This is a genomic window from Stenotrophomonas sp. 78350_Sma (genome assembly GCF_056482105.1).
In genome coordinates, this window is the sequence record NZ_CM151182.1 from 1711959 (window position 1) to 1738633 (window position 26675).

A 26675-nucleotide genomic window follows, 5' to 3' on the forward strand; every position below is an offset into this window, starting at 1 on the left:
CCGCCGAGAGCCACGGATGACCAAGAATCCTTCATCAGACGCCACTTTGCCGAAAGGCATCCATCGAAGCTGGAAGCTGCCGGATAAGTCGCTGGGTGACTTGTGGGATTCGATCGTGATGGACGAAGCCATCAAAAAACAGTTGCTGTCACAAGCGATCGTCAACTTCACGGTGCGCCCCAAGGTGGAGCGCACGGTACTCCCCCTGCACGGCGTGATCTTGTTGGTCGGCCCGCCGGGGACTGGGAAGACCTCCTTGGCACGGGGCTTGGCGCATCGTGTGGCCGAATCTTTTTCTTCTGCGAAGTTTCGATTGCTGGAAGTGGAGCCTCACACGCTGACGAGCTCTGCAATGGGAAAGACTCAACGCGCCGTGGCAGACCTGTTCTCGCAATCGATCGCAGAATCCGCAGCGGCGGGCCCGACGATCGTCCTTCTGGACGAGGTCGAAACGCTTGCGGCTGATCGAGCGAAGCTCAGCCTGGAAGCCAACCCGGTTGATGTGCACCGGGCCACCGACGCGGTGTTGGTGCAGTTGGACATGTTGGCCGAACGCAACCCGCATCTGCTGTTCGTGGCCACCAGCAACTTCCCACAGGCCGTCGACAGTGCCTTCCTATCTCGTTGCGACATGGTGATGGAGGTGCCACTGCCCGGCAAGGATGCCTGCAAGCAGATCCTAGTGGACTGCCTGAATGGCCTGGCAAAGACATTTCCGGGGATTGGCAAGCTTTCCTCGGCTCACCAGTTCGACGCGTGCGCTGGCGAGTGCGTCGGATTGGATGGTCGGGCCATTCGCAAGGTCGTAGCCAACGCCCTCGCGGCCGACCCGCAAGTGGCTATCGATCCGAACAAGCTTTCCGTAGAGCACTTGCGCAGTGCGATACGACAGGCAAAGCAAATGCGCCTTCAAGGAGGGAAGCAAAAATGACCACCGTTGTCAGCCGGACGTTTCGCAGCTCGCCGCACCGCGATGCGTTGCAGACATGGGATGCCATTGTCGAACTGCTCACTCAGGGCAAGGACGGCACGGCTCGCTCTGAACTCAGGGCCGTGACGGGCGTGGCCGCCAGCTTGATCGCCGACCAGGCACCCAAGAGCGCGCCCATCGTTGCGACATGCGATGGACCACGGACCAGGATCTACTGCCTCTTCGACGAAGACGCGATCTATGGTGATGATGCCAACGAAGAAGTCTTGGGGTTCGAGCCGTTGAAGGGAGACTGGGGAGTCTCGCTGCCGTGTCCGAAGGAGCAGCTCGGCTGGGTGCAAAGCGCGCTCAAAAAGCACAGTTCTCGCATCATTGCACGGGACTTGAGCCAAGGAATTGCCACGCAGGCGCAGGCCGATGCTGGGCAAGCGCTGTCGCTCGACCTCGGAGGTTTCCTCAAGTCATGAGCACCGTCGCCACCTACTCGTACACGCACTCGGTTACCTATGTGACCGACAACATCCTCAAGAGCTTGAAAGACATCATCCTGCTCAGTGGGCTGGACCCTGAGCACTTTGCGGATCGCTGGGAGAGCAATACCCGAGCCATCAAGACGTGGCTCGGGACCGGTGATCTGCGCAAGGTGATTCTGGAGATCTACAACCCGGCAACCGACAAGCTCGTGACCCGATGGGATATCGACATCGTGTATGGGTGGTCCGATGGCGACGGCAGCTTCTGGACAGATACCGAGCAGTTGAAGTACGCGATCAAGAAAGCTGGGCTGCTGCCATCGCAGGCCAAGTACAAGTTAATGCTCGATACAAAGCCAGGGCGACCTGATGTGGAGGGATGGAGCAAAGGAAGTTATCGCTCGACGGATGGAATGGTCAAGCAGAGCCTAGGCTCGACTGTCGAACACAGCGGCCTGGCGGGTCAGGCCGGATATTGGAGGCAACGCTGATGCTGTCGATCGATGAAGCTTTTCGCAAGTTCAAGTCGCGTCTGGAACTCAACGAACGCGAACAGAAGAATGCCTCGCAACGCCAGAACGAAGTGCGGGACTACCTGCAGACCAAGTTCGGCATTGCGCGCAGCTTCCTGACCGGTTCCTATGCTCGATACACGAAGACGAAGCCGCTCAAGGATATCGACATCTTCTTCGTGCTGAAGGACTCGGAGAAGCATTACCACGGCAAGGCCGCATCGGTAGTGCTGGATGATTTCCACTCTGCATTGGTGGAGAAATACGGTTCGGCGGCCGTGCGCAAACAGGCGCGCTCGATCAACGTGGATTTCGGTGTTCACATCGACGCGGAGGACAACACGGACTACCGGGTGGTCAGCGTGGATGCGGTGCCCGCATTCGATACCGGCGACCAGTATGAGATCCCCGATACGGCGTCCGGAAAGTGGATCAAGACGGACCCGGAGATCCATAAGGACAAGGCGACCGCAGCGCACCAAGCCTATGGCAATGAGTGGAAAGGTCTCGTGCGCATGGTGAAGTACTGGAACAACAATCCCAAGCACGGCGATCTGAAGCCGGTGAAGCCCTCGTTCCTGATCGAGGTAATGGCCCTTGAGTGTCTTTACGGCGGCTGGGGAGGATCGTTCGATCGCGAGATCCAGTCGTTCTTTGCCACGCTTGCCGATCGAGTTCATGACGAGTGGCCGGATCCCGCCGGACTTGGCCCGGCGATCAGCAACGATATGGATGCCGCGCGCAAGCAGCGCGCGCAGCAGCTGCTGTTCCAGGCGAGCCAAGACGCAAGCATCGCCATCGACCACGCGCGTCGTGGTCGCAATATCGAAGCGCTTCGCGCCTGGCGCGCACTGTTTGGCCCCAAGTTCCCACTGTCCTGATTCCATCGGCTTCCATACACGTCCCATCGAGGTACAGCATGTCCCAGTGGTCGCTTTCCCAGCTCCTGTCGTCCCTGCATGAGGACATCCAGCAGCGCTTGTCCGTAGTACGCAAGACCTTCGGTCACCCGGGTACGAAGGGGGATGCGAGCGAGAACGTCTGGATCGACATGCTGGATACCTATCTGCCCAAACGGTACCAGGCGGCCAAGGCGCATGTGGTGGACAGCCTGGGGAACTTCAGCCAGCAGATCGATGTGGTGGTGTTTGATCGGCAATATTCGCCTTTTATCTTCACCTACGAGAACGAGACGATCATTCCAGCCGAAAGCGTGTACGCCGTTTTCGAGGCCAAGCAGACGGCTGACGCGGGGCTTGTGGCCTATGCCCAGGAGAAGGTCGCCAGTGTGCGCAGGCTGCACCGCACGAGCCTGCCGATCCCGCACGCTGGCGGGACCTACCCAGCGAAGCCGTTGATTCCGATTCTGGGTGGCTTGCTCACCTTCGAGAGCGAATGGAGTCCTGCATTGGGTCCATCCATGGACAAGGCGCTGAACGCAAACCTCACCGAGGGGCGTCTGGACATCGGATGCGTTGCCGCCCACGGGCACTTTTTCTATGACCAAGCCAGCGGCGCGTACAGCTACACCAACGAAAACAAGCCGGCGACCGCGTTTCTTTTCAAGCTGATCGCGCAGCTTCAGTTCAGTGGAACGGTCCCCATGATCGATGTGGAGGCTTACGGTCAGTGGTTGACCAAGTGAGGGGGCGCTGTGGCAAGCATACGTTCGGAGTACCACCGGTTCCTGGCGCACTTGGCGCAGCGGCACGTGCACGACGACGTGCGCCGGCTGGCGCACCTGGTGCTCGATCACCTGCAGCCACTGGCCGAGGTCGGTGCTGCACGCCGGGGGCGCTCCACGCGCTTGGCGCCGCTGGCCATCGCGCATCTGGCGCAGATGCCTGTCGCCTACGACGGGGACGCGCGCGGCCCCGAAAACGGGCCGGCGCTCGGGCGACTGCACCAGCTCGAAGTCGGGCCGTTTCGAGGATTCATGCGGCAGGAGACGTTCGACCTCAGCCATGACATCACCTTGGTCTACGGTGCCAACGGCACCGGCAAGAGCAGCTTCTGCGAAGCCTTGGAAGTGGCGATGCTCGGTTCGATCAGCGAAGCGCAGGCCAAGCGGGTCGACCAGCGGACGTACTGCAACAACGCTCGCCTGCGCCGCCACGTCGCGCCAGTCCTGTCGTCTACGGCGGCGGGCGAAGCGCAGGCCGTCCAGCCCGACGAAGCTGAGTATCGCTTCTGCTTCATCGAGAAGAACCGCCTCGACGATTTCGCCCGAATCGCCGCGCGGACCCCGAGCGATCAGCGCCAGCTCATCGCCACCCTGTTCGGCGTGGACCAGTTCAGCGAGTTCGTGCGCGGCTTCAACCCCTCGCTCGATCAGGACCTGATGCTTGCCGGCGTGCAGGCGGCGCAGCTGGCGCAGCGTCGCCTGCGGTTGGCGAACTCCGAACAGACCATCGCCGCCTACCCGCAGAAGATCGCAGCGGTCGAGGGCCTGGAACAAGCTTTGGCGCAGCGCATGTCACCTGGCGCGACCTATCAAGCCTGCGTGGACTGGCTGCTGGGTACGCCGCAGCAGCAAGGACGGCTACCGTATGTCCAGGCTCAGCTGGACGCCAACCCGCCTGCCATTCACGAGGTGACCCAGGCCCGCCTGCAAGCGTTGCTGGCAGAGGCCTACCGCGTCCAGGGACTGTGGCAAGCGTCTTCCGCGCAACTCGCGGCCCGCGCGGGCGAGGTGTCGTACGCGAAGCTCTACGAGGCCGTGCAAGCGTTGGCGGACGGGGCGACCGCGTGTCCGGCATGTGGAACCGGACTGGCCGCTGTGGCACAGGACCCGTTCGCCAGGGCGCGAATGGGCCTGGAGCAGCTCGCGCAACTGGCCGTCCTGCAGCAGCAAGAGGCCGGGCATCGGACGCAGTTGAGCGAGGCGGTCCGAGCGCTGTGGGACGAAATGCGCCGCGTGGTGGCGGCGGCTGGGGTCGCTTGTCCTGCCGAATCGCAGGCCGCGGGCCTGCCACTGCTGCCTCCCACGTCGGCGGGCAATTGGCTCGGCGGCTGGGTGAATGGGGACCAGCGCGCCTGGCAAGCCCTCTTACGGATCGCACAGATCATCGAAGGCTTCGACGCGCAGGCGCGCGACGTGCATGCCCAGCGCGGCGCGATGGCCCAGGAGCGGGACCGCCTGCAACAGCATCAGCTGGAGATCGAACGGCTGCGGACCATGCGCACGACTGCGGATCAGGAGCTGGCGGCCGCCCGCCAAACCGTGGCCCAATTCGACGACGCGAACCGCGGCCTGATCCAGGCGGCCACGGACGAAATGCCGGTGGTGGTGCACCATCAGCGGGTCAAGGCCGCCTACGACGGCTTCCTACCCGAGATTCAGGCATACCTGACCGCTCTGCCGGGGGTTCTGCTACAGGGGCTGGGAGACCAAGCCCGCCATCTCTACAACGCATTCAACCGGGCCGATCCGCCCGGCGATCTGCTGCACGCGCTGTGGTTGCCCGTGGCCGAGAACGGCAAGATCGAGGTGGAGTTCGCCGGCGAGCCGGGCGTGCGCTACGACGCGTTGATCGTCTTCAGCGAAGGGCACATCAAATGCTTGGGTCTGGCGATTCTGCTTGCCAAGAACCTCGCGCAGGGCTGCCCCGTGGTCATCTTCGATGACGTCGTCAATGCGATAGACGACGACCATCGCGATGGCATCTGGCGTACCTTCTTCGAGGACGGTTTGCTCCACGGCAAGCAGGTTATCCTCACCTCGCACGCAGAGGAGTTCCTGCACCGCATCCAGCAGGAGTTGGGCGTGCGCCGCGCCGCGGCCATCAAGCGCTACAAGTTTCTCCCGCATCAGGGAGAGCACGAACTGCGGGTCGACAGCGACCCGCCAGCGAAGAACTATGTTCTTCTGGCCCAGCAGGCGTTGGCGGCTGACGAGAAACGCGAGGCACTGCGCCAGGCCCGGCCGGCGCTGGAGAGTCTGACGGACCGCCTGTGGACGTGGCTGGGTCGGCGGGCGGACGGCCGGATCGACATCAAGCTGAGCGGGCCCCGCGCGCCTTGGGAGCTGAACAATAAATGCACCAAGTTGCGGTCGGCCGTCGAGCGTATCGCGGCGCAACATGCGGGTGCGCCGGATGCCGTAGGGGCGTTGGTCAGGCTGCTCAATGTCAGCGGTACGAGTATTGAATGGGGTTACCTCAATAGCGGTGTGCACGACGCTCAGCGCGATCATGAGTTCGATCGGGCGACGGTAAGAACGGTCGTCGAGGCGGTTACGGCGTTGGATGCTGCTCTTGATACCCTGCAGAACCGATGAACGGCACACGGCTTTGCAGAGCAGTGCCGCCCGTGTCACCTCATAAGTACTTCTTGAAGCTGCCTGCGGTCAGGCTGACTGCCATCCCCAGCAACGCCGCGCTGGGCAGCAGGATGACCAGAGGATGCACCGCTATGGGCAGTGCGAGATAGGTGACCCAAGGCAGCACGGCCAACGGCATCAGGCTGGCCTTCGCGCGGTGGTAGATGAAGCCGGATTCGCGGCCCGCGCCGAACCGGCGCACATCCCGTCGCACCAGGCCGTCGATCAGGCCGACGAATGCTGCAGTGAGGATCAGCGGCAGCGTGAGTACCAGGACCAGCAGGCGCACCAGGAAGGTGAGCGTCGTGAAGGCCGCAGCGATCAGGTAGCTTTCGGCCCAGACATAGACTTGGCTGATGTAGTAGCGGAAGTTGCGGCTCTGCCCGTGGCTGGCCGCGCGGGCGCGCTCGGCGGTCTGGCTCATGCGCTCCAGCAACCCCGAGCGCACGAACACCCACTCGTACCCGGTATCCACCAGCTCGTGCGCCGTGCGCCCGGGCTCCTGCACCACCACGCTGCGCGTGAAGTGGTTGGACAGGTGCCCGAGTTCGTACTGCAGCATCTGCTGGGAGTGGCGCCAGCCCTGGTCCTTCCAGAACAGGTGCATGCCGACGCACTCCACCACGATCGAGAACAGCAGCGAGCCGATGAGCACCCCGAGCAGCCGGAACGGCAAGGTGATGGTGCCGACGATCAGCCCCTGGCGCTGGTTCTGCTCCCGCTGCGCGGTCGAGGCGGCATCCTTCATGGTGCGGCCTCGCCGGTGCTGTCGTCGGCGCCGGTGGCCACCGCGTCAGGCTCGGCTGGAGCGGCGTCATCCAGCAGGTCGTCGGGCAAGGCTGCATGCGGCAAGGCTGCGGAACTGGTGAACTCCCACCACTGCGTGGCCTCGCTGTAGCTCTGGCGCATATACCCGGCCAGTTGCTGCAAGTCCGTCGGCATCACTTCATCGGGGTCTGGCGCCGGAAGCGGCATGCGCACCTTCCAAAGCTGGCCGCCCTGCAGCAGCGCGAAGCATTGGCCCTTGGGCAGACCGACGACGTGTGACGGCTCGATCATCGGCACGCTGGCCATGCTGATGCGGTCCTGGGTGTTCGACGTGAAGTCCGTCGCGCCGCGGATGTCTGAGCTGTCCGTCGCGCCCGAGACGATGGTGGTCGTATAGACCTCGACCTTCGGCAACTGCCTCGTCAGCAGTTCCGCGGTGGCCGTCTCGCGCACGCGCAACATGAATAAATTGTTGAAATTCCCGATCACTTGGCCGGCCTTCGCGCGGTTGCCGATGCGGGCCTCGATGTCCGAAAGCGTTTGCGTGTAGGCGGTGACTTGCAGGCCCGCGCCACCGCCCTTGTTGATGAGCGGAATGAACTCGTCACCCATCAATTCATTGAACTCGTCCGCATGCACGTTGATCGGCACGCGCGCACCAGCCGATGCGCCCGGCAGGCCATCGTCGATTCCGTGCTTGTAGATGTGCCCAGCCACCGAGACGAGATCGCTGAACATCGAGTTGCCGACCGCTGCGGCGACCTCCGCATCGGACAGCGCGTCCAAGCCGACATAGACGACGGCGCGCTTCCTGATCACCTGCATCCAGTCGAAGATCGGGCGCGGGTCGGCCAGGTCGGAGTAGTTCGGCGCCAGGAGCTGGGCGATCTTGCCGCTCGTGAGCTTTTCCAGCAGCGGCAGCAGCGATGCAACGATCTTGTCGAAGTAGGTCTTGTCGTAGCGCACCGCCGAGCGCAGGCCATCGAGCACAGGGTCGTAGTTGCGCGCCTGGGAGAGGTATTGCTCCAGCGCCACCACACGCTTCTCGCGCCCGATCATGTTCCTTGGGATGTTCTTCTCGTTGAGCTTGGCCTCGATCTGGACGATCACCTCCCAGGCCTTGGGCTCCGTCTTGGCAAAGTAGTGCTGGGCGTACTCAATGAACAGCGCGTCGATGTTGATGACGTGGCGCTGGATCAGCATGTAGTCCGGGCGCTGCCCCAGTTCCACCAGGGCGCGGGCGATGATGTTCACGAAGCGCCATGCGAACTCGCGGAACGCCGCGCTGTTGCCTTCGCCGGAGAGCTGCCCCGCGATGCGTGTCGCCACTTCCGAGATCCGACCGAAGCGGCCCACGGCGTTGTAGCGGGCGCTGATTTCCGGCCAGCCCAAGTGGAAGATGTAGAACTCGCCTTCGCGGCCAGCGCGCTGGGCTTCGACGTACATCCGTTTCAAGAGATCGGCATCCCCCTTGGGGTCGATGACGATGACGACCTCATGCTCGCCGGCAGCATTCCTGCGACGGATGTCCTGCGTGACGAACAACTCGGCCAGGCGCGTCTTGCCCACCCGCGTGGTGCCCAGCACCAGCGAGTGCCCGACGCGCTCGCCCAGCGGCAGGCTGACGTCCACTTCGTCGGGCTCGATGCCGTGCAGCCTTGGCAGGCCGCCGACAGGCGGCAACGGGCGCACGGGGTTGAAAGGCGCGTCCCAGCCGGTGAGCTTCGGCAGGCGCGAGAGCGGCAATGGCGCGAACTCCAGCCGTTCCTCCAGGCGCCTGGTCAGCCGGTAGGCCGGCGTCGGCTCGACGTAGCGGCGGAACTCGGGCCGGTACGTCTGCATCAGCCGATGCGTGTGCTTCTGCTCCCAGAGAAAGCCGCGCCCCACGAATAGGCGCTGCTGGCTGACCGGCACGTCCTTGCTGGTCATCACGTAACGCGGCAGACGGCGGATGTTGCGCCGGTAGCGCAGGATGATGCGGGCATCGCGGTAGCGGATCGCGCCGTAGGCGCCGAACGCCAAGGCGCTGCCGATGCCCATGGCCGGGCTCAGCGCGAGCGACCATGGGGCCACCAGGCACAGAAACGCGGCGCCTGCACACGCCGCGACGGTGTATAGCTCCACCGCTGGGCGTAGCAGAACCTCGACCGGCTGTTTGCCCGACATGGCTTCATTGCTCGATGCCGGTGGCCGTGATCAGCGCCGGGTAGTGCCGCAGGCCCAGGCGATCGGCCAGGTCGTCGCCGGCCACGGGCGCGAGCGGCACGCCCGGCACCAGGGCGCGCAGCCGCGCCAGGCCCTGCGCGGTCTCGACGTTGACGACCAGGCCGACCGCGCCACGTTCGCGCAAAGCGGCGGCGCGGCGCTGCAACCAGGCCCGGGAAGCCTCGTCGTCGCCGATGACCACGAACGGCCGCAGGCCGGGCGCTTCGATCACCCGTCGCGCGACGGTGCCGGGCGTGAGCTTGGCGCTGCGCACCGGCAGCATCGCGGCTTCGTCCGCCCGTGTGGCAGGAACCTGGGGCGTCGGGATGGACGGCCGCGCCGGTGCGTTGGCGCGCGGCTGGAGATTCAGGGCTTCGTAGTACGGCAATGCCGACGTGCCGCCACGGTCCTCGACAACGATCAGTGGCTCGCCGGCACGCGAGGCCAGCGGCAGGCCTGACAGCAGCATGAGTAGGCCCGTGAACGCGAGATGGGCGGGATGGGGTTTCGTCATGGGGAGGTCTCCTGGCGCGCCGCGAGGACCGCGGCGGCTGGTCGCGTGCCCTGCACGCGGGCAAGGTGGCGCGACACGCTGCGCCGATAGCGGGCGGCGGGCTCGCCGCCTGCGGGGCGGTGGTAGCGGCCGATCGCCAGCAGCCAGTCCTCGCCGGGGGTGTGCTGCTCCTTCAGGATCTCGGCGGCAACGGCCAGGTTGCGATACGGATCCAGCAGGTCGCACGCGCCGGTAAAGCGGTGCTTGTGGTAGCCGAGGTTGATCTGGCCCAGGCCCGCATCAATGCGCGTGTGCGGCGTGGCGCGCATCGCCTGCTGCAGGCCAGCGCAGGCGTCGGCGCGCGTGGCGAAGCGGCGCGACTGGCCGGCGACGTTGAGGGACCACGGCCACGGCACCAGGCGCCCGTTGCGCCGGATGCCGCTCTCCTGCAAGGCCACGGCGTAGAGCACGGTCGAGGGGATGCCTGCGCGCTGGGCGGCAAGCTGGTAAGCCGGTGGCGGAACCTCCTGGGCCAGGGCGGCAACGGCATACAGGCCGGCAGTGAGCACCAGTGCGCGCAGGGGCATGGCTACGGCTGGCGCTGCCATTGGCCGTTCACTTCGCGCACGGCGGCGGGCAGATCGCCGGGCAGGCCCAGTGACAGCCAGCGGCCGCCGTCGTGGTTGAGCGTGATGCTGCCGGCGCGCACGCGCGCCGGGTCGATCTGCGCGCGCTTGGCCCAGTCGCGGATGCGCGCGTCATCCTGGCGGCTGCCCACCATGTACAGGTCGAACTCCGCGCCCGAGGATTGCAGGCGCTGCACGAGCTGTCCGCAGGCTGCGCAGCCGTCCTTGACGAACACCGCCATGCGGCCGCTGCCGCGCAAGGGACTGCTGGATGGGCCGGCGCCCGGCTTGTCGTCGGGCAGGTTCACGCGCTGCATCCCCGGATTCAGGCGCTGCCAGGCCTCGTCGTAGGCGCGCTGGTAGGCGAGCAGCTTCTCGACGCGGCGCGCTTCCACCTGCACCTGCAGTTCCGCATAGCGGCGCCGTTCTTCGTCCGTGCGAGCTTCGATGCCCAGGGCGGACAGCGGGTCCAGGTTGGGCGAGTAGATACCCAGCGGCCCATCCATCAGCTCGCGGTAGCGTGCCCATTCTTGTGGCTGCAAGCCCCATTCGGTTGCCACCCGGTCGTCCAGCACGCGGGCGGCCAGCGGGCGCTCCTGGCTCTGTGCGTTGCGCGCCGAGGTCGTTGCGGGCTGCTGCGCCCAGGCGGGCCATTGCGACGACGCCACCAGGACCGCGAAAAGGAGGATCGACGGCTTCATGGGGTGCTCCGGTCAGGGAATCGCCACGCGGCGGGTCTGGTTGCCGGCCTGGAACACTGCGGTGTTGCCCTCGATCGCCTGCAGGCGCCACGGGCCGACCGCATCCCCGGGCAGCAGCACCTGAAGTTGGGCGGGCGTGAAGTCCCCGATGCTCGGCGCGACGGACACGCTGCGCTGGCCGGCGCGCAGTTCGGCGCCGACGACGCGGAATGGCAGCGGCGGCAGCTCGGTCTTGGAGGCGGCGGACGTGCGCGATGCGCGCCGCTGGGCGGGTGCGGTGGCACGCGCGGCGGCTTGGCGCGCCTTGATCTGCTCGACCTCCGCGCGCAGCGCCTGGAGGTCGTCGGCCGCTGCGTAGCCACTGAGAGATTTCTCGACCTGGGCCGCGCGTGCTTCCAGAATCTGGCGGGTGTCTTTGAGGTCAGCGTCCGTCGCGACGGCCGGGCGCTGCTGGATGGCCTCGATCGTCTCGGCCAAGCCAGTTGCCTGCGCTTCCAGGCGTTGCAGGCGGGAATCCAGCCGCTCCTGGTCGGCCTGGTCGCTGAGGGCCTGGTAGCCCAGGGCCGCCAAGACGCTGAGGAAGATCAACCAGAGCCACATCAGGCTCTGCACCACCACGGCGGCGGTCGATCGCTGGGCAGGTTGCGGGGCGTTCATGGCTGGCCTCCCGAAACCATGGGTGCCAGCGGGAACGTCTGCACCGCCTCGGTGGCGGGTGGCTCGGATGGGGACTCGGCGACCGCGCGATCGCCGGGCCGCTCGAAGCAGATTTGCCGTGCGCGGTCATCCGCGTGCAGTTCCCAGGCCGGGCCAGCCAGCGTGAGCAGCGCATCGCGCAAGGTCATGGGGCCGAGGTGCAGGTGTACCGCCGGCAACGGCAGCGCGTACAGCTCGATCACGGCATGCGCGGTCTGGCACAGGCCATAGCCGCTGCGTTTGAGCACGTGCCGAAGCCCATCCCCGACCGTGGCGCGGGCATCCTCGGGCATGGACACGTCGATGGTCTGCAACAACAGGTCGCGCTGCGCCGCCATGGGTGCCAGTTCGACCAGTGTGTAGCGGGCGTAGCGCACGACCGGGATGTACTCGGAAGCCTCGGGTTCAGGCGCGGCCAAGACTTCCGCGATGGTGTCGGGCGCGACCGGCGCAGTCGTCGTCGCGCAGCCACCGGCCAGCACCGACCACAGCAGGCCGAGAAATCCCGCCAGAAGGCGGCGTTCGGGATAGTGAAACCACGGTGGAGAGGGGCACATAGCTCGGCGTCCTGAAACATCCAGCCCTCACCATCGCCGCTCAGGCCGCGAGCGGCAGCAAACAATGCGAACCAGGCAGCGTCCGATTTACCGGGAGCGGCAAAAAAAACGGCCCCGAAGGGCCGTAAGTGGAACGTGTCATGCGGCGACAAGCTGCCGGGCCAGTGCGACCTCGACGGAATCACCGTCCTGGTTCAGGACATCGAGCCCGGATTCGGGCACGTCGCCCGAGGTGGACTGCGAGACCATGATCTTCTTGGCCATCAGCTCCAGGCAGGTCATCTGCGAGGAACCGGCGTAGCCGAGGTAGATCACACGCACGGGCTGCTTCTGCCCGATGCGCCAGGAGCGGCGTGCCGCCTGCTGGAGCGAGTACACGTTGTAGCCCGACTGCATGAACACGATCGTCGGGAACTCCAACAGGTCCAGCCCCGTCTTGACCAACTCGGGGTTGGTGATGAGCACGTCGATGCCACGGTCCAGTTGCTCGGCGATCCAGTCTTCGCGGCGGCTGGCATCCACGCTCGCGCGCAGCACCGCCACCTTGAAGCCTTCCTGCTCCAGCAACACCTTCAGGCGCGACGTGGTGTCGCGCGTGCCGGTATAGACCGTGTAGGCCAGGACCTTGCGGCCCTGCGCCTTCTCCTCTTTGCAGATGTCGATCAGCTCACGCTCCTTGGGGCTGATCTCGAACTCGTTGAACTGAGCCGGGACAAACGCCAAGGTGTTGCGCGTGCGCGGATGCACCACGGTCTCCGACCGGAAGCAGCAATCCGGCCAGGCCAGCAGCACGTTGAGGACCACACCCAGCAAGGTCGTATCGCGTCGCGCCAGAGCCTGTTTCAGCTCCGCGGTCAGCCGACCCGCCAGATCGCGGTAGGCCGCGGCTTGCGCCGTGTCCATCGCGACTTCACGGAACTCCTCGTCATACGGCGGCAGGACGTTGCCACCGATGTCCTTGAGCTTGAGAAAGATCGTGAACGGCAGGATGCAGCGCAGCACGCCCTTGGGGCCAAACCCCGGGGCCTTGACCGTGCGCACCGATACCTTGGTGCCCTTGGCCGTCTTGTGCGCCGTGCCGGTGCTCTCGGAGTAGATGTCCTTCAACACCCCGTGATCGCGCATGAACGCCATCGCAGCCGAGGTCATGCTGCCGCTCGTGGTCGGGCGGTAGCCGTCTTCGATCATCCGCCCCGGAAGGGCTCGGAACAGCAGGTGGAACAGGTCGTCCCCGTAGCCGCCCATCAACGTGCCGGTCAGCAGCAAGGTCTTGCGAGCCTTCGCCGCCAGCACGCCCATGGCCTGGCCCTGGGCACTGCCCCCGTTCTTGTACTCATGTGCCTCATCGGCGATGAGCAGGTCGAACGTGCCTTGCGGCAGGTAGCGTTTGATGAACTCGGACGGCTGATAGCCGCCCTCGCCAAAGCCGAACTCCATGTTGGCCATCGCACGTTCCATGCGCGTGGCCTGACGGTCGGAAAACACCAGCTCGCCGTTGCCATCCATGAGGTTGATGAACTCATGGATGTTGTCGCCGAGCATCGACGCCAGGAACCCGTCACCGAACTTTTGCATCAGCTTCTGCGCGGTGACCTCTCCGATGGTCGGTATGCGCTTTAAGGCTTTGAGCACGGCCGAGGACTGGTCGCTGCCGGACAGACTGCGCGGGCGGATCAGTGTCCACAGGGGCGCGGCGCAGTGGCCGCACTTCCTGCGGCACTCCTCGGCTTGGAGCGCGATCGGGTTGACCGGCTCGCCGTCGAGGTCGGTGATGACCGTGCCGCAGTCCGGGCAGGCCGCCACGTCGCCGTGGCGGGTGCGCCGCGTGGTGAAGACAGGCTTCCAGTGAAAGCCCATCCGCATCCTGACGCGCCCCAGGACGAAGAACTCCTGGCCCGTGGGCTGCACGCCCAACTGCTCGCGCAGCTTGATGAGCTTGACGAGCGTATCCGGCCCGTTGAGTACCCACACCTTGGCACCGGCCACCGTCTCCTGGATCTCGCGCCGCCACTTGTAAACCAGGTGGGGCGGCGACAGCACCAGAGTGCGGCGATAGCCTTCGGCGTTGAGCACGGCGGCCGTGGCAATGCCGACGGTCGTCTTGCCGCAGCCCATCTCGCCATTGACGATCGCAGCACGTTCGCCACGGTCGATCAGCAGCTCGGCGGCGGCGTGGACGACTTCGGCCTGGGCTGGGAACAGCTTGCGCTTGAGGCTGGCGACCACCAGTTGCCGGTGCGCCTGCGGTTGGCCGGTATAGACCGGCGGATTAGCGCTGTTGAGGGCGTCGAGTAGTTCGTCGCCGAACTCGCCGACAAAATCCTGAAGGCTCAGGGTCAGAGGGGAAGATTCCGCGTCGAGCAGTTCGCCCTGTACGGGCGCGGATTCAGCGGCAGTGGTTTCGAGATCGAGGGACATGGTGATGCTCCAAAGAAAAATGGGGCATGCACCACCCCCAGCGGGGCAATGGCATGCCCCGTGGTGGGAAGAGAATCGACGCGTGGCTGAGGGTGGTTGAAGGTGCTGGCCTGGGCGGCCCGCAGGTGAACCGTGCTCAGTCTTCGGACGGAAGCACGATGACGGTTGCGCAGCGCTGCGAATCGGTGACGATGCGAATGGCGAGCCCCGGATGGATCACGTAGTGCGATTCCAGCGACGCGCCCGATTGAAGCGCGCTGCTGTTCGTCTGCCATTGCTGGATGTTGACGTCGCCCCAGTCGCCACGGGTGTGGCGCCTGAAGTACGGGATCGGGTCCAGGCGACCCGCGCGGACCAGGCGGTCTACACCTCTGCTGAAGATGAGCGCCCCGATGGGGAACGCCAGCCGCTGGCAGTAGGTTTCGATGCGATGCGATGCCATGGGCTCCTCCTTGATGAGTCATTGAGCCACGACACCCCTGCCGGAGTGAAGTGGCTCCGTCAGGTGGATGAGGATGACGATGTGGGGCCTCAGATCAGGTCCCGCTCTTCGGGAAGCTGGACCACCGTGGTCTGGTGGTCCTCGCTGGTCTTGACGATCAGCGCCAGGTCCGGCGTGATCCTGAACTGCGAGATCATTAGGTTGTCCTGTTGGATCGCCACGTCGTTGGCTTGGCGTGTGGCCTCATCGATCTCGCCCCAGTCCCCGCGCACATGGCGCTGGACATAGGCCAAGGGGTCGATCAGGCCTCGCCGGGCCAGCCAATGCACCTTCTCGCTCAACTTCAACGTACTCGGTGCGAACAACGGTTGCTTGTGCGGCGCAGGCCGCTTGAACGGATTGGGGATCATGGTGTTTCTCCTTCGAGTTGGTACAGCAGGACGGCAGCGCGTCCGGTGGATCAGCGAATGGTCAACACCTCGCCCCGTGTCGCGGAGCCAGGTGTCATGTCCCACGCGCGGATGACGGGAACGAACTTGTCGGTGAGGATGCGGGTCTCGGCGATGGAGCCGTCTTCGCGTTCGGTGAACTCCCGCTGGAGCGTCTTGTCCTTGTGGGTGTCACCTTTGACGACGAGCACGCGCCCGGTCTTGGAGCGCACAACCCCCGAGATCGCACCCGCGGCCAGAGCCAGGGCGAGATGCCAGCGGGACAAGGCCCGCGCCGGTGGACGCAGCGATTGCTGCGCAGCCCCCAGGTGCGTGTCCTGCGATGGCCACAAGCCTTGCAGCCTGCCAACCTCATCGGCGAACTGCTCGGGCTCCATCGTCACGCGGAAGAAATGCTCTGGCTCGGCCGGGCTGGCGGGGACGATGTACGGCAGGAACGGCCACTCGCTCGGCAGTTCCTCGGCTTCGACTTCGCCTTGCCCTACCTGCAACAGCAGATTGCGCACGGCCTTGACGCCATCGGGCACCTGCTCGCGCTGGCGCACCCGGCGTCCGAAGATCACCACCTGCTTGAACTGCGTCTCCACCGCTCGGTAGATGCGCAGGTCCGTGTAGTGGCGCGTCAGCCAGCCGACCAACTCCGCGTCGAGCACGTAGCCGGGGACGATGAAAACCAGCACGCCGCCGTATTGCAGCAGCGAGAGCGTGCGCTGGTAGAACAGCTTTTCAAGGCGGGCACGGCCCTGGCCCTGATAGCCGATGTTGCCGTTGACGTCCTTGGACAGGTCCCCATACGGCGGGTTGAGCCAGAGCAGCCCGAAGGACTGCTTGGAGACCATCGTGTCCATCAGGTCCGCGTGCAGGCAGTGATCGACCAGGCCGCGGGCATGGCGCGCCCGCTCCGCGTCGAACTCGACGGCGAACGCCTTTGCCTGCTCGCGCCCGAGGGCATGGGCGGCTTCGGCGATCGCCACGCCTTCGCCGGCGCAGGGATCGAGGATGCACATCGGCCCGTCGCTGGGCATCAGTGCGTTGAGCGCTCTTTCGAGCGTGGGTTCGTCGGTCGGGAAATATCCGTTCTTGACGAAATTGCGGGCGAGCCGCGGGAACATGAGGGCCATGGAAGTCTCCTGGTTGGCGGGGATGAAACACGGAAGTACGCCAAGGCGTGCCTCCGAGGGTGGGTCAAGCCGCTACCGCTTCCGGCGTCCAAATCTTGGCCGGATACGGATAGGCGGTGAGCGCGTCGCTGCGGATCAGGGAGCCGAGCGCCAGGGTCAGCGCCGGCACGTCGATGGCGAGCCGATGGCCTTCCAGCGGCCCGAGGGCGAACGGAAGGCGGGCCAGCATCTCGCGGGTTTGCAGCAGTTCCAGCACGGTCTCGCGCCAGTGATCGAGCAGCGGCAACGGGCAGGTGTCCCGCACCAGCATCCACAGGCGGTCAAGCCTGTGGGCGCTGTCGCGTGGCAGCAGTGCCAATGCGCTGGCGTTGGCCTTGTCGGGCTTGACGCAGCGCCGGTCGAACAGCCACACGTTGGACAGCGAGCCGAACAGCGTCCGCCGGTACGCGCGCGTGATGCGCTTTTCCAGGCGATCGACGTTGCCGATGAATACCGGGACGCTGCCGCCCTGGTCGGTGATGACGTGGAACTGGTCCAGTCCCTGCTCGTCGCGCCCGAGGGTCAGGCGAGCGAGGAACTGCTGGACGGCGGTGTCCCGCGCCCAGATGGACAGGAAGATCAGGTTGCCCTGGTCATCGCCGACGCAGGCGTCGGCCATCACGTCCGGGCATTCGTCGATGCGGTACAGCGTGGAAGAAGTGTTTGCGGGCATGGTGGTGTCCTCGGATGAACGGGAACAGCACCGCCCGCTGGGGCAAGTACTGCCCCAGGGGGTGGAAGAAAACCGCTCAGTCCGGCTCGAACTGCCGGGTGTGCGGGTTGAAGTGAAGCGGCTCGTCCGCCGAAGTGATCGGCGTGAAGCCTTCCAGGTAGATGTTGTTGAGGTACTGGTCGCGGTAGGTCAGTGCCTGCCGTGCCTGGTCCTCGGTGAGGCCGTTGTCGATGAAGTACGCCAGCATTTCCTCGTCGGAGGACACTTCGTCGTTGGACAAACTCCCTTCAACGAGTGCCAGCAACGAGGGCGGAAGCGTTGCCAGGATCGGGTCCATGTCGGTTCCTCCTGGCTCAGGCCATCGACGCCGCGGCGGATGCCGCGGATGCCGTGGGTGTGCGCCGCCGGGCGTGGTAGGCGCGAACGCCTGCACGCCAGTCGGCGGACTGCTCCGGTGCGAGGTCCAGATAGGACAGCGGGCACGTGTAGTAGTACGGGTGCATGGACTCGTCCAAGGACTTGTAGCCCCACTGGCCGCCGCTTCGTTCAAGCAGATCGCAGCGGATGTAGCGCAGGGACTGGCCCGGTGCGAGATCACGATGCACGCCTTCGACCTTGGCGGTCACTTCGGCGACGGACCACAGCACGTTGCCGCGCAGGGTGTGAGCGATGACCTTGACGCTGGCGCGCTCGGTCTCTTGCGGTGCGATCAGTTCCGCGATCAGTTCGGACCGCGATTGGTTTGAGAAATACCAGCCCATGAGAGGCCTCCTCGAAAAGTTGAGCTGAAGGCCTCCCCGTGGGGAAGAACCCCCAGCGGGTGATGGAATGCCGCATCTGCGGCGAAGGAACCTATGCGTCGCCCTCAATCCCAGTCGTCATCGTCTCGATCACAACCGGCCGGGCAGTAGCCGAACTCGATCCCGTGCGAGCAATAGCCATGCTCCGCATTCCAGTCCTGGGTTTCCTGCCGTTCGGCAGGTGTTGCGTAGTCCCATTCCTGGGCCGCGATTTCGAGAGCCTGAGCACGTTGCTCATCCGGCAAACGATTGGCCTGTGCGTCGATCGCCGAACTGAAGAGCGTCACGTAGTGGTCGTAGGACAAGCCGCAACCGCGCTGGGCGTGTGCGGCGGCCGCTTTGCAAAGGTCCCGCCACGCGGGTTCATCCAGCGTTGAACGCGGGGTATCGCAAGCGATGGTGGACATGATGGAGACCTCCAGAAAATGGCCAGGGCCTCCCCCGCATGGGAAAGGAACCCCGGCGGGTGGATGAAGAACACCGCGCATGCGGCGTCTGCGATCACGCAGGTTTTGGTTCGGCCTGGCGGCTCCACTCCTGCGTCTTGAAGTCCAGCGCGTAGCCCAGCTCGCCCAGGCGGGCGATCTGCGCGCGCAGGGTGCGGCGGTCGATGGTCGAATCCAGTTTCACGGACTCGCCCAGCGGCCACAGCAGGCCGAAGAGCGCGGCGTCACCGTCTTCGGTGCTGCCGGGGGCAGCGGCCGTAGCAGGCGGTGGCGCATCCACGCCGAAGGGCGTGGTATCGACCAGCGGGTCCGCGGACGCCTGCACGGGTGCGGGCTTGGCGGGCCTGGACGCTTTGGTGGGCTTGGCCGGCGTTGCCGCAGGCTGCGCCCCTTGCTCTTCATCGAGCGGATCGACGTCCTGGGTGGCGAAGCTGCGGGCTTCGTCGCGGCTGAGTTTGTCGATGCCGTTGAGCGTCATGCCGTCGAGGCTGGCACGGATCTCGAACCGCATGCCGCCGCCGACCGGATAGGACTTCGGGAAGATGTACCTGATGATGAATTCCCCGTCGTACTTGCCTTCGGGGTACTGCTCCAGCTCCGGGTCTTTGACCTCGAAAGTACCGAGGTGCGTCGCGAGGCGGCCAACCGTGAACGGGCCGTTCTTGCCGCGGATGGTACGCAGCGTGAGCTGGCCGGGGACGACGATGGGCGCAACAGATTTCTCGGAAGCCGATGGGGTTGCCATGATGGTTCTCCTGATGATGAATGACGGGCCGCCGACGGCACCCGGTGGATGAGAGGAAATGGCCTCGCCCGAGGTGGGCGAGGTCCGCGTGGCATCACGCCTTGAGCTGGCGCATGCCTTCGGCCAGCAGCCACAACGCCCGGTTCAGGCGCAGGTTCTGGTCGATGCCTTGCACCGGACGGGTGCGCTGATTGCGGCCGTTGGCCGTGCGTCCGTTCAGGCCCCCTTTGACTAGGTTCTCCTGGACGCGGTTGAAGACGGCCCACAGGTCGTTCTTGCGGTCGTCCCATCGCCGAGGGGCCAGCAGTTGGCTCTCGGTGACAGGCGTGGACTTGGCCGGATCGTCGTACTTGAGTGCGAGCGCAGAGTTCGCAAAGACCTCCGCTTCGCCCTCATCGAGGGTGATGGTGCGCATCGCATCGCGCGCGTTATGCACGCGCTCGAAACCTTCGAGGACTCCGTAGGCACCTTCGATCACCTGGCTGGCCACGTCGCCCTTGTGGGGAACGCGGATGTCTGCGGTGGTGTCACCGCAAACCAGGCCGTTGTGGCAGACGAACCGGAACATGCCGGCGAGCATCTGATAGCTGCTCGTGCCGTCATGGCTGTTGAGCAGGATGATCTCGTTCGCCTCGTCGCCGTTGATCTGGCTTGCATGGCGAAGTCGGATGAGGTGCTTCGTGTACTCGCGCCGGTCTTCGTTGCGCACGCGCGTCTGACACACCATGAAGGGCTCGAAGCCCTCCTGGCGCAGCTTGGTCAGCACGGTCGAGGTCGGTATGTAGGCATACCGATCGGACCGGCTCCCATGTGGAGCGTCGGCGAAGATCGACGGAACGACGGCACGAATGCGGTCGTCCGAGAGTGGGCGATCAGAGCGCAGGATCGGGGATTGCGGAGCAAAGCGGGATACCAGAGACATGGCTGATCTCCTTTGAGAAATTCGACAACCGCGTGGCCGTGAGACCACGCGGAACTCGGGGGATGAAATGCGCAAGCACGCGTCCTGGGGACGCGGCGTACGTGGGGAGGAAAAGCGACAAGGCCCCGTGAGAGGCCGTGCCGGATCAGAACGAAGCAGCCAATGCCGGCTCCTGCTCCTGGACTTGCGCCTCGGGCTCGCGCTCGGCGGGCTCGGTGGCCGTGTCGATGGCATCGTCGGCTTCGGACGCGGATGCGTCTTCGGCCGGCGGCGCCTCGGCTTGCGCCTGGCTCGTCGGATAGACCTGGGTGCCGTCGATCTTGATGAGACCGATGTGGACCAGCGTCGATTCCAGGCTGGCGGCCGGTTCCCCGGCGTGCTCACCCTTGGTGCGGATGTACGGATCGATCTTCATGTCGTTCAGACGGAAGGCGATCAGCACCTTGCGGTCACCCTCGACGGCCTGAACGCACCGGCGAACCAGGTGCTCGGCTTCCGGGGTGGCGACGATGGTGTCGAAGTACCGATACTCCGGTTCATCGACAGGCCCGGCCAGTGCCGCGACGGTGCAAGAGAGGAACGAGTCGCCAGCTTTTGGGGTGACGTCCTTCACACGATTGAGATAGCCGATGCCGCGGGTGATCAACTCGTGCTGCTCGATCGAAGCCAGTTCGGCCCGGTCGATCAGTTCGGCCTTGAGCAGTCGCGCCTTGAGGGACGCGGCGGCCTGACCCTTCTGCTCACCCTTGTCGCGGATGTACACATCGCCCCACAGGTCACCGAGGCGAAAGCGCACCAGCGGGCGCTGCTTGGGATCGTCAACGCCGATGTAGCGCTGAACGAGCTTCTTGGCCTCGGCACCCGAGACCTTGACGTCGAAGTAGCGGTAGCTGGGGTCCCGGGCGGGGCCGACCAGCGCGGCGATGGTGCATGCCAGGAAAGGCTGCGCACGGCGGCCGCCCCGGACGGGCACTTCACGGACACGCTGGATGTAGCCGATGCCCGAGGTGTGGAGGTCGAAATACGATTTCTCGTTGGACGTGGTGTTCATGGTGAATCTCCATTGGGATGAAGCGGAGACACACCGGCCCACGCATGCGGGGAAGGTGCGTGACCCCGCGGTGGGTTGATAAGGCGAAAGCATCCGCCACCAGAGGCTGGTGGCCGCTCGCGGAAGGATGCGGTGCGAGCTGGCTCGGTCACGCAGTGGGAACTGCGCCGCAACCTCGAAGACCGATGGTTGCCTGGCATGTCGCTGACGACGTCAGCAGGCATGGGGCCAGCATGGCGGGGCCTCGCGCGCGCGGCAGCAATCAATCGGCACCCGGGCGCTTCCCTTTGTCCGCGCCACCCGGCGCCTGTCACAGGCACTTGGCGCCGCGCAGGTGCTCGGGGGTATCGGCGCGCGGACGGCCGGGACGGCTCCAGGCGCCGCCACCGCGCGCGCCGATCAGCCGCCAGCCGGCGGCGCGCAGGCTGGCGCCACCTTCGTCGGGCATGGTGTAGGTGAGCAGGCGTATGTAGCCCAGCGCCCTTGCCGCCTGCCAGGCCGCGCCGTAGAGCTTGCTGCAGGCGCTGGGTGTGCCGTCGGTGCACAGCCGCGTGACTTCCAGCGTCCAGGTGCCGCGCGACCGGGCGGCCGACAATGGCCACGCCGTGGATCAGGTCGCTGTCGCTCAGCGTGACGGCCAGGGCGAACTTCGCGCCCTGGACCGGGCGGTGGTGGCGATGGTGCGACAGAACGAATGCATTGGCCGTGCGCAGCGACACCGGTAGGAGGTGCAGCCTCGGCGAGGTCGATGGCGTGTTCATGCGGTTGTCTCCGGTGGCATGCCGGCGTTGTGGCCGGCGGGGCGTGCCTCGGCGGCTGGAGACAAACGCGCACGCGCGGCGATGGCGGCGGTGCGAACAAAAGAAGGCCCCCGATGCGGGGGCTGCGAGGCGGTTGCCGCGTCAGGCGGGAGGCACCACTGCTAAGGACAGGTGCGTGGCGGTGGCGGAAAGCACGAGATCGTCCGCCGAGTGCTGGAGGCGCGTGAACAGGCCGTCCTTCGGGTCGAAATACTCCGCGAAGTCATCGCCGCCCAGCTCGCGGCCGGCGAGGTGCCACCAGTCATCGAACGGGTCGGTGTCCGGGTTGCATCCGACGGCGTAGGCGAGCAGTGCCTGGCGCCCATCCGGGCGACGCTCCCCACGCTCGGCGAGGAAGTACACGCCCTGATCCTTGACCAGGACAATGCGGCACTGATTGGGGACGTCTCAGAAAACGGAAAAAATCGTACGCTAAGCCGGTTGCAGCGGTCGTAGCGGCCTGAACTTGCCCGCGCCGATCTTGGCGCTGCTGCGCCAGAGGTAATCGCCGGTCAGGTTGATGTGCTCCCAGCCCAGCGGCGACAGGTACTGCAACAGGGCGTCATCGACAGTCTGGCCGTGACCGCGTAAGGCGTTTGAGGCCCGTTCCAGATAGACCGTGTTCCACAACACTATGGCCGCCGTCACCAGGTTGAGGCCGCTGGCCCGGTAGCGCTGCTGCTCGAAACTGCGGTCGCGGATTTCGCCCAGCCGGTTGAAGAACACGGCGCGGGCTAGCGCGTTGCGGGCTTCGCCCTTGTTCAGTCCGGCATGCACGCGGCGGCGCAGCTCGACGCTTTGCAGCCAGTCCAGGATGAACAGCGTTCGCTCGATGCGGCCCAGCTCGCGCAGCGCCACGGCCAGGCCGTTCTGGCGCGGGTAGCTGCCGAGTTTCCTGAGCATCAGCGAGGCCGTCACCGTGCCCTGCTTGATCGAGGTGGCCAGCCGCACCTTGGCGTTGATCGCCTTGCCGGACGCCTGGAACTGCTGCTGATGCTTGTGCTTGGCAGCGTTGAACAGCTTGCCCAGGATGCGGTCGTGCAGGTCGATGATTTCGTCGGTGACGGTGGCCATGCCCTCGATGGCGAGCGCACCAGGGTCGCGTAGCGGCGCTGTGCCTCGAACTTGGCCAGATCGGCGGGCGTCATCTGGCCGCCTTCGCGGGCGATCTTGAGCAGGCGGTTCTGGTGCACCGACCGCTCGATGCCGGAAGGCAGGTCGAGCGCCTGCCAGGCTTTGAGGCGCTCGATGTGTTCGAGTATGTGGCGCGAGTTCGGCTTGACGGGCGACTGGCGCAGCCAGGCCAGCCAGGTCGTCTTGCCGTTGTCGTGGCGCTTGAGCAGATCGTCGAGGCGGTGCCGGTGGGTGGCCGACAGGGGATCGGACAAGGCCGCGTAGATGCGGCGGTTGGCGCGGCTGTAGGCGTTCATCGAACACCTCCCTTTTCCTCATCCGGCGCAACAGGACAGTTGCTTCACGTCCTTGTTGAAGGTCTGCGCCGCGAGCTTCAGTCCCTCGACCATGGTCAGGTAGGGGAACAACTGGTCGGCCAGCTCCTGCACGGTCATCCGGTGGCGGATCGCCAGCGCGGCCGTCTGGATCAGTTCGCCCGCTTCCGGCGCGACCGCCTGTACGCCGATCAGCCGCCCTGAGCCAGCTTCCGCCACCAGCTTGATGAAGCCGCGCGTGTCGAAGTTGGCGAGCGCCCTCGGCACGTTGTCGAGCGTCAGCAGCCGGCTGTCGGTCTCGATGCCGTCGTGGTGCGCTTCCGCCTCGCTGTAGCCCACGGTCGCCACCTGCGGATCGGTGAACACCACCGCCGGCATCGCCGTCAGGTCCAGCGCCGCGTCGCCGCCGGTCATGTTGATCGCGGCGCGCGTGCCGGCCGCCGCCGCCACATAGACGAACTGCGGCTGGTCGGTGCAGTCGCCGGCAGCAAAGATGTGCGGTGCGCTCGTGCGCATGGCGCGGTCGATGACGATGGCTCCCTGCGCATTGACTTCGACGCCTGCCGCTTCAAGGTTCAGGCTGCGCGTGTTCGGCGCGCGACCGGTGGCGACCAGCAGCTTGTCGGCGCGCACTTCCCCCTGCCCGGTGGTGAGCACGAATTCCCCGCCCGCATAGGCAACGTGGCTCGCCTGGGTGTGGTCCAGCACCTCGATGCCCTCGGCGCGGAAGGCGTCTGTTACGGCTTCCCCGATGGCCGGGTCTTCTCGGAAGAACAGCGTGCTGCGCGCCAGGATCGTGACCTGGCTGCCCAGCCGGGCGAAGGCTTGCGCCAACTCGACCGCCACCACGGAGGAACCAATCACGGCCAGCCGCTCGGGGAGCGAGCTGCTTTCCAGCGCCTCGGTGGAGGTCCAGTGGGGTGTGTCCGCAAGGCCCGGGATTGGCGGAAGCGCCGGGCTCGCGCCGGTGGCAATCAGGCAGCGGTCGAAGTTCACCTCGTGCGTGCCGCCGTCAGCGGTCGCCACGGTCAGCGTGCGCGTGTCCCTGAACCGGGCCTCGCCGCGCAGCACGGTGATGGCCGGAGTGCTTGCCAGGATGCCTTCGTACTTGGCATGGCGCAGCTCCTCGACGCGGCCTTGTTGCTGGGCCAGCAGCCGCTCGCGCAGTACAGCGGGCGCTGCGGCCGGCAGGCCAGCATCGAACGGGCTTTCGCGGCGCAGGTGGACGATGTGCGCGGCGCGGATCATGATCTTGGACGGCACGCAGCCGACATTGACGCAGGTGCCGCCGATGGTGCCGCGCTCGATCAGCGTGACGCGGGCGCCTTGCTCCACGGCCTTCAAGGCAGCCGCCATCGCCGCGCCGCCGCTGCCTATCACAGCCACGTGCAGCGCTTGTTCACCGCCAACATGCTTCGTTTCGCCACCGAGCCAGCCCAGCGCCTTGTCTAGCAGGCCGGCAGGCTTGTTCGGCGTGTCGGTAAGCCGTGCGCGATAGCCGAGCGTGGCCACTGCGGCAACCAGCGGGGCCACGCTCACGCCTGCATCCGCCTCGATTTCGGCCTGCCGCTGCGGATAGGACACCGAGGCCGCGCGCACGCCGGGCACGTTCGTCAAAGCCTGCTGGACGTGCTCGGCGCACGACGTGCAGGTCATGCCTTCGATGTGGAGGGTGATCGCCTCGGCCATGATTACGCCCTCACTGCTTGACGCTGGACGGGTAACCCGCGTTTGCGGTGGCCTTGGTCAAGGCGTCGGCATTGGTCTTGGCCTCGTCGAAGGTGACGACGGCCTCCCGCTTCTCGAAGCTGACTTCGGCCTTCTCGACGCCGGCGACCTTGGACAGAGCCGTCTTGACCGTGATCGGGCACGCGGCGCAGGTCATGCCGGGCACCGACAGGGTGACGGTCTTGGTGGCAGCCCAGGCGGGCGCGCTTAGAGCGGCGGCCAGGGCGATGAGGGTGGTGAGGGTGGTGAGTTTCTTCATGGTGATCTCCTTTCAGTAGAACAGCGGCAGGACGTAGGGAAACGCGAGGGCAACCAGAACCAGGGCGGCCACGATCCAGAAGATCACCTTGTAGGCAGTCCGCACTTGGGGCACGGCGCAAACGTCGCCGGGCTTGCAGGCATGGGCTGGTCGGAAGATGCTGCGCCAGGCGAAGAACAGCGCGATGAGCGCTGCGCCGATGAAGATCGGCCGATACGGCTCCAGCACGGTCAGGTTGCCGATCCACGCGCCAGAGAAGCCGAGCGCGACCAGGACAAGGGGGCCGAGGCAGCAGGCCGAGGCGAGGACGGCCGCGACGCCGCCGGTCGCCAGTGCGCCGCAGCCGTTCTTGGGTTCCGACATAAGGTTCTCCTTCCGGGACTTCGCTTGATGCTGTAACGTTACTTCCGTAGTCAACTACGGAGTCAAGCGCCATGGAGAACGCTCAAGAGAATCTGACCATCGGGGCCTTCGCCAAGGCAGCCCGGGTCAACGTGGAGACGATCCGCTTCTATCAGCTCAAGGGCTTGCTACCCCAGCCGGAGCGGCCCTACGGTCGCATCCGCCGCTACGGGCAGGCGGACGTGGCGCGGGTGAAGTTCGTGAAGTCAGCCCAGCGCCTGGGATTCAGCCTGGATGAAGTCGGCCAGCTCCTGAAACTGGAGGACGGCACCCATTGCAGCGAGGCGGCCGAACTGGCTGCTCACCGGCTGGCCGATGTGCGCGCACGCATGGCGGACCTCACGCGGATGGAAGAGGCCCTGTCGACGCTAGTGAGAGAGTGCAACGCGCACCATGGCAATGTTTCCTGCCCGTTGATCGCAGCTTTGCATTGCTGCTAAAGGGCCCACTTCGGCTCTTAGCGTACGATTTTTTTCCGTTTTCTGAGACGACCCCTGATTGGCGATGGCTTCGGTCAGCACGGGGCGCAGGTCAGCGCCTTTGAATCGCAGTGACATGGATGAAATCTCCTGTGTGGAAGAATGAGAAAGGCCTCCATCCGATGGGATGAAGGGCCTGTAGTGCACGCGGCCGGAACGGCTGGAACGCC

30 protein-coding genes and 2 pseudogenes are annotated in these 26675 nt (G+C 65.6%); 7 read left to right on the forward strand and 25 right to left on the reverse strand.

The annotated features are described in order from the left end of the window. The first annotated feature begins 16 nt into the window (after positions 1-16). The 6 genes from cap6 to ACZK4H_RS07970 all read left to right on the forward strand — a co-directional run bounded on the left by cap6 (position 17) and on the right by ACZK4H_RS07970 (position 6195). Positions 17-931 carry a CBASS system CD-NTase-associated protein Cap6 gene (gene cap6 / locus ACZK4H_RS07945; protein ID WP_003050256.1) on the forward strand — a complete coding sequence of 305 codons (915 nt, stop codon included), beginning with the start codon at positions 17-19 and terminating at the stop codon, positions 929-931. After that, the gene (cap8, locus tag ACZK4H_RS07950; RefSeq protein ID WP_003153638.1) at positions 928-1398 is read left to right on the forward strand and encodes a type III CBASS phage resistance system CD-NTase-associated protein Cap8; all 471 of its coding nucleotides are present in this window, start codon (positions 928-930) and stop codon (positions 1396-1398) included. The genes cap6 and cap8 overlap by 4 nt, the downstream gene beginning before the upstream one ends. Continuing rightward, positions 1395-1895 carry a type III CBASS phage resistance system CD-NTase-associated protein Cap7 gene (cap7, locus tag ACZK4H_RS07955; protein WP_003090159.1) on the forward strand — a complete coding sequence of 167 codons (501 nt, stop codon included), beginning with the start codon at positions 1395-1397 and terminating at the stop codon, positions 1893-1895. Before cap8 ends, cap7 begins: the two co-directional genes overlap by 4 nt. Beyond that, entirely contained in the window at positions 1895-2797 is a 903-nt protein-coding gene (locus tag ACZK4H_RS07960; protein ID WP_003153640.1) for a CBASS oligonucleotide cyclase, read from the forward strand. The genes cap7 and ACZK4H_RS07960 overlap by 1 nt, the downstream gene beginning before the upstream one ends. 38 nt (positions 2798-2835) lie before the next feature. Continuing rightward, a complete protein-coding gene (gene nucC / locus ACZK4H_RS07965) occupies positions 2836-3561 on the forward strand; it encodes a CBASS effector endonuclease NucC (protein WP_003050273.1) in 726 nt (241 codons plus the stop codon). 66 nt (positions 3562-3627) lie between these two features. Continuing rightward, positions 3628-6195 (forward strand): AAA family ATPase, encoded by a 2568-nt coding sequence (locus ACZK4H_RS07970; protein WP_425505335.1) that lies wholly within the window; start codon positions 3628-3630, stop codon positions 6193-6195. 40 nt (positions 6196-6235) lie between these two features. On the opposite strand, the gene ACZK4H_RS07975 is transcribed toward ACZK4H_RS07970, so the two are convergent. The 25 genes and pseudogenes from ACZK4H_RS07975 to merT all read right to left on the reverse strand — a co-directional run bounded on the left by ACZK4H_RS07975 (position 6236) and on the right by merT (position 25987). Then, positions 6236-6985, reverse strand: coding sequence for a TIGR03747 family integrating conjugative element membrane protein (locus ACZK4H_RS07975; protein ID WP_003153644.1), 750 nt, complete (start codon positions 6983-6985; stop codon positions 6236-6238). After that, positions 6982-9171 carry a type IV conjugative transfer system coupling protein TraD gene (gene traD, locus ACZK4H_RS07980; RefSeq protein WP_004350569.1) on the reverse strand — a complete coding sequence of 730 codons (2190 nt, stop codon included), beginning with the start codon at positions 9169-9171 and terminating at the stop codon, positions 6982-6984. Before traD ends, ACZK4H_RS07975 begins: the two co-directional genes overlap by 4 nt. 4 nt (positions 9172-9175) lie before the next feature. Continuing rightward, positions 9176-9724, reverse strand: coding sequence for an integrating conjugative element protein (locus tag ACZK4H_RS07985; RefSeq protein ID WP_003109779.1), 549 nt, complete (start codon positions 9722-9724; stop codon positions 9176-9178). Then, complete coding sequence (locus tag ACZK4H_RS07990; RefSeq protein ID WP_003050289.1) at positions 9721-10290, reverse strand: transglycosylase SLT domain-containing protein; 570 nt, start codon at positions 10288-10290, stop codon at positions 9721-9723. The genes ACZK4H_RS07985 and ACZK4H_RS07990 overlap by 4 nt, the downstream gene beginning before the upstream one ends. A 2-nt stretch (positions 10291-10292) precedes the next feature. Beyond that, the gene (locus ACZK4H_RS07995; protein ID WP_003098886.1) at positions 10293-11030 is read right to left on the reverse strand and encodes a TIGR03759 family integrating conjugative element protein; all 738 of its coding nucleotides are present in this window, start codon (positions 11028-11030) and stop codon (positions 10293-10295) included. A gap of 12 nt (positions 11031-11042) precedes the next feature. Continuing rightward, the gene (locus ACZK4H_RS08000; protein ID WP_003098888.1) at positions 11043-11687 is read right to left on the reverse strand and encodes a hypothetical protein; all 645 of its coding nucleotides are present in this window, start codon (positions 11685-11687) and stop codon (positions 11043-11045) included. Continuing rightward, a complete protein-coding gene (gene pilL2 / locus ACZK4H_RS08005; RefSeq protein ID WP_003098890.1) occupies positions 11684-12283 on the reverse strand; it encodes a PFGI-1 class ICE element type IV pilus protein PilL2 in 600 nt (199 codons plus the stop codon). The genes ACZK4H_RS08000 and pilL2 overlap by 4 nt, the downstream gene beginning before the upstream one ends. Positions 12284-12421: 138 nt before the next feature. After that, the gene (locus tag ACZK4H_RS08010) at positions 12422-14701 is read right to left on the reverse strand and encodes a helicase-related protein (RefSeq protein WP_004350563.1); all 2280 of its coding nucleotides are present in this window, start codon (positions 14699-14701) and stop codon (positions 12422-12424) included. Positions 14702-14837: 136 nt separating this feature from the next. After that, positions 14838-15143, reverse strand: a complete 306-nt coding sequence (locus ACZK4H_RS08015) for a hypothetical protein (RefSeq protein WP_003116817.1) — start codon at positions 15141-15143, stop codon at positions 14838-14840. A gap of 89 nt (positions 15144-15232) precedes the next feature. Next, entirely contained in the window at positions 15233-15553 is a 321-nt protein-coding gene (locus ACZK4H_RS08020) for a hypothetical protein (RefSeq protein ID WP_003116818.1), read from the reverse strand. A 50-nt stretch (positions 15554-15603) separates the two neighbouring features. Then, the gene (locus ACZK4H_RS08025) at positions 15604-16713 is read right to left on the reverse strand and encodes a DUF6094 domain-containing protein (RefSeq protein WP_003116819.1); all 1110 of its coding nucleotides are present in this window, start codon (positions 16711-16713) and stop codon (positions 15604-15606) included. Positions 16714-16777: 64 nt separating this feature from the next. Continuing rightward, positions 16778-17425: a hypothetical protein gene (locus ACZK4H_RS08030; RefSeq protein ID WP_003116820.1), complete on the reverse strand. Its 648-nt coding sequence runs from the start codon at positions 17423-17425 to the stop codon at positions 16778-16780. Between the two features lie 76 nt (positions 17426-17501). Then, positions 17502-17762 (reverse strand): hypothetical protein, encoded by a 261-nt coding sequence (locus ACZK4H_RS08035; RefSeq protein ID WP_003090124.1) that lies wholly within the window; start codon positions 17760-17762, stop codon positions 17502-17504. Positions 17763-17778: 16 nt separating this feature from the next. Further along, positions 17779-18186: a hypothetical protein gene (locus tag ACZK4H_RS08040; protein WP_003116821.1), complete on the reverse strand. Its 408-nt coding sequence runs from the start codon at positions 18184-18186 to the stop codon at positions 17779-17781. Positions 18187-18290: 104 nt separating this feature from the next. Then, a complete protein-coding gene (locus ACZK4H_RS08045; protein WP_003116822.1) occupies positions 18291-18632 on the reverse strand; it encodes a hypothetical protein in 342 nt (113 codons plus the stop codon). A 94-nt stretch (positions 18633-18726) separates the two neighbouring features. Further along, the gene (locus ACZK4H_RS08050; RefSeq protein WP_003116823.1) at positions 18727-19416 is read right to left on the reverse strand and encodes a DUF3275 family protein; all 690 of its coding nucleotides are present in this window, start codon (positions 19414-19416) and stop codon (positions 18727-18729) included. Positions 19417-19510: 94 nt separating this feature from the next. Next, positions 19511-20338: a DUF932 domain-containing protein gene (locus ACZK4H_RS08055; RefSeq protein ID WP_003116824.1), complete on the reverse strand. Its 828-nt coding sequence runs from the start codon at positions 20336-20338 to the stop codon at positions 19511-19513. A 145-nt stretch (positions 20339-20483) separates the two neighbouring features. Then, complete coding sequence (locus ACZK4H_RS08060; RefSeq protein ID WP_003116825.1) at positions 20484-21389, reverse strand: DUF3577 domain-containing protein; 906 nt, start codon at positions 21387-21389, stop codon at positions 20484-20486. A gap of 310 nt (positions 21390-21699) precedes the next feature. After that, positions 21700-22150 (reverse strand): annotated as a pseudogene (locus tag ACZK4H_RS08065) (XF1762 family protein). 141 nt (positions 22151-22291) lie between these two features. Further along, positions 22292-22576: a DUF3085 domain-containing protein gene (locus tag ACZK4H_RS08070; RefSeq protein ID WP_031629745.1), complete on the reverse strand. Its 285-nt coding sequence runs from the start codon at positions 22574-22576 to the stop codon at positions 22292-22294. A 45-nt stretch (positions 22577-22621) separates the two neighbouring features. Next, a pseudogene (locus ACZK4H_RS08075) lies at positions 22622-23140 on the reverse strand (Tn3 family transposase); the annotation flags it as partial. Further along, positions 23104-23619, reverse strand: a complete 516-nt coding sequence (locus ACZK4H_RS08080) for a Tn3 family transposase (RefSeq protein ID WP_003098931.1) — start codon at positions 23617-23619, stop codon at positions 23104-23106. The gene ACZK4H_RS08080 and the pseudogene ACZK4H_RS08075, both read right to left, overlap by 37 nt. Before the next feature lie 18 nt (positions 23620-23637). Next, the gene (gene merA, locus ACZK4H_RS08085; RefSeq protein WP_003098932.1) at positions 23638-25326 is read right to left on the reverse strand and encodes a mercury(II) reductase; all 1689 of its coding nucleotides are present in this window, start codon (positions 25324-25326) and stop codon (positions 23638-23640) included. 10 nt (positions 25327-25336) lie between these two features. Beyond that, positions 25337-25624: a mercury resistance system periplasmic binding protein MerP gene (merP, locus tag ACZK4H_RS08090; RefSeq protein WP_003116826.1), complete on the reverse strand. Its 288-nt coding sequence runs from the start codon at positions 25622-25624 to the stop codon at positions 25337-25339. Between the two features lie 12 nt (positions 25625-25636). Next, positions 25637-25987, reverse strand: coding sequence for a mercuric ion transporter MerT (gene merT, locus ACZK4H_RS08095; RefSeq protein WP_003116827.1), 351 nt, complete (start codon positions 25985-25987; stop codon positions 25637-25639). 71 nt (positions 25988-26058) lie between these two features. Here merT and merR point away from each other — a divergent pair, with 71 nt between their 5' ends. After that, positions 26059-26466 carry an Hg(II)-responsive transcriptional regulator gene (gene merR, locus ACZK4H_RS08100; protein ID WP_003098939.1) on the forward strand — a complete coding sequence of 136 codons (408 nt, stop codon included), beginning with the start codon at positions 26059-26061 and terminating at the stop codon, positions 26464-26466. The last annotated feature ends 209 nt before the right edge of the window (positions 26467-26675 follow it).

Coding starts and splice junctions, on each gene's coding strand:
- cap6 (WP_003050256.1), top strand. CDS start 17: ATGACCAAGAATCCTTCATCAGACGCCACTTTGCCGAAAGGCATCCAT.
- cap8 (WP_003153638.1), top strand. CDS start 928: ATGACCACCGTTGTCAGCCGGACGTTTCGCAGCTCGCCGCACCGCGAT.
- cap7 (WP_003090159.1), top strand. CDS start 1,395: ATGAGCACCGTCGCCACCTACTCGTACACGCACTCGGTTACCTATGTG.
- ACZK4H_RS07960 (WP_003153640.1), top strand. CDS start 1,895: ATGCTGTCGATCGATGAAGCTTTTCGCAAGTTCAAGTCGCGTCTGGAA.
- nucC (WP_003050273.1), top strand. CDS start 2,836: ATGTCCCAGTGGTCGCTTTCCCAGCTCCTGTCGTCCCTGCATGAGGAC.
- ACZK4H_RS07975 (WP_003153644.1), bottom strand. CDS start 6,985: ATGAAGGATGCCGCCTCGACCGCGCAGCGGGAGCAGAACCAGCGCCAG.
- traD (WP_004350569.1), bottom strand. CDS start 9,171: ATGTCGGGCAAACAGCCGGTCGAGGTTCTGCTACGCCCAGCGGTGGAG.
- ACZK4H_RS07985 (WP_003109779.1), bottom strand. CDS start 9,724: ATGACGAAACCCCATCCCGCCCATCTCGCGTTCACGGGCCTACTCATG.
- ACZK4H_RS07990 (WP_003050289.1), bottom strand. CDS start 10,290: ATGCCCCTGCGCGCACTGGTGCTCACTGCCGGCCTGTATGCCGTTGCC.
- ACZK4H_RS07995 (WP_003098886.1), bottom strand. CDS start 11,030: ATGAAGCCGTCGATCCTCCTTTTCGCGGTCCTGGTGGCGTCGTCGCAA.
- ACZK4H_RS08000 (WP_003098888.1), bottom strand. CDS start 11,687: ATGAACGCCCCGCAACCTGCCCAGCGATCGACCGCCGCCGTGGTGGTG.
- pilL2 (WP_003098890.1), bottom strand. CDS start 12,283: ATGTGCCCCTCTCCACCGTGGTTTCACTATCCCGAACGCCGCCTTCTG.
- ACZK4H_RS08010 (WP_004350563.1), bottom strand. CDS start 14,701: ATGTCCCTCGATCTCGAAACCACTGCCGCTGAATCCGCGCCCGTACAG.
- ACZK4H_RS08015 (WP_003116817.1), bottom strand. CDS start 15,143: ATGGCATCGCATCGCATCGAAACCTACTGCCAGCGGCTGGCGTTCCCC.
- ACZK4H_RS08020 (WP_003116818.1), bottom strand. CDS start 15,553: ATGATCCCCAATCCGTTCAAGCGGCCTGCGCCGCACAAGCAACCGTTG.
- ACZK4H_RS08025 (WP_003116819.1), bottom strand. CDS start 16,713: ATGGCCCTCATGTTCCCGCGGCTCGCCCGCAATTTCGTCAAGAACGGA.
- ACZK4H_RS08030 (WP_003116820.1), bottom strand. CDS start 17,425: ATGCCCGCAAACACTTCTTCCACGCTGTACCGCATCGACGAATGCCCG.
- ACZK4H_RS08035 (WP_003090124.1), bottom strand. CDS start 17,762: ATGGACCCGATCCTGGCAACGCTTCCGCCCTCGTTGCTGGCACTCGTT.
- ACZK4H_RS08040 (WP_003116821.1), bottom strand. CDS start 18,186: ATGGGCTGGTATTTCTCAAACCAATCGCGGTCCGAACTGATCGCGGAA.
- ACZK4H_RS08045 (WP_003116822.1), bottom strand. CDS start 18,632: ATGTCCACCATCGCTTGCGATACCCCGCGTTCAACGCTGGATGAACCC.
- ACZK4H_RS08050 (WP_003116823.1), bottom strand. CDS start 19,416: ATGGCAACCCCATCGGCTTCCGAGAAATCTGTTGCGCCCATCGTCGTC.
- ACZK4H_RS08055 (WP_003116824.1), bottom strand. CDS start 20,338: ATGTCTCTGGTATCCCGCTTTGCTCCGCAATCCCCGATCCTGCGCTCT.
- ACZK4H_RS08060 (WP_003116825.1), bottom strand. CDS start 21,389: ATGAACACCACGTCCAACGAGAAATCGTATTTCGACCTCCACACCTCG.
- ACZK4H_RS08080 (WP_003098931.1), bottom strand. CDS start 23,619: ATGAACGCCTACAGCCGCGCCAACCGCCGCATCTACGCGGCCTTGTCC.
- merA (WP_003098932.1), bottom strand. CDS start 25,326: ATGGCCGAGGCGATCACCCTCCACATCGAAGGCATGACCTGCACGTCG.
- merP (WP_003116826.1), bottom strand. CDS start 25,624: ATGAAGAAACTCACCACCCTCACCACCCTCATCGCCCTGGCCGCCGCT.
- merT (WP_003116827.1), bottom strand. CDS start 25,987: ATGTCGGAACCCAAGAACGGCTGCGGCGCACTGGCGACCGGCGGCGTC.
- merR (WP_003098939.1), top strand. CDS start 26,059: ATGGAGAACGCTCAAGAGAATCTGACCATCGGGGCCTTCGCCAAGGCA.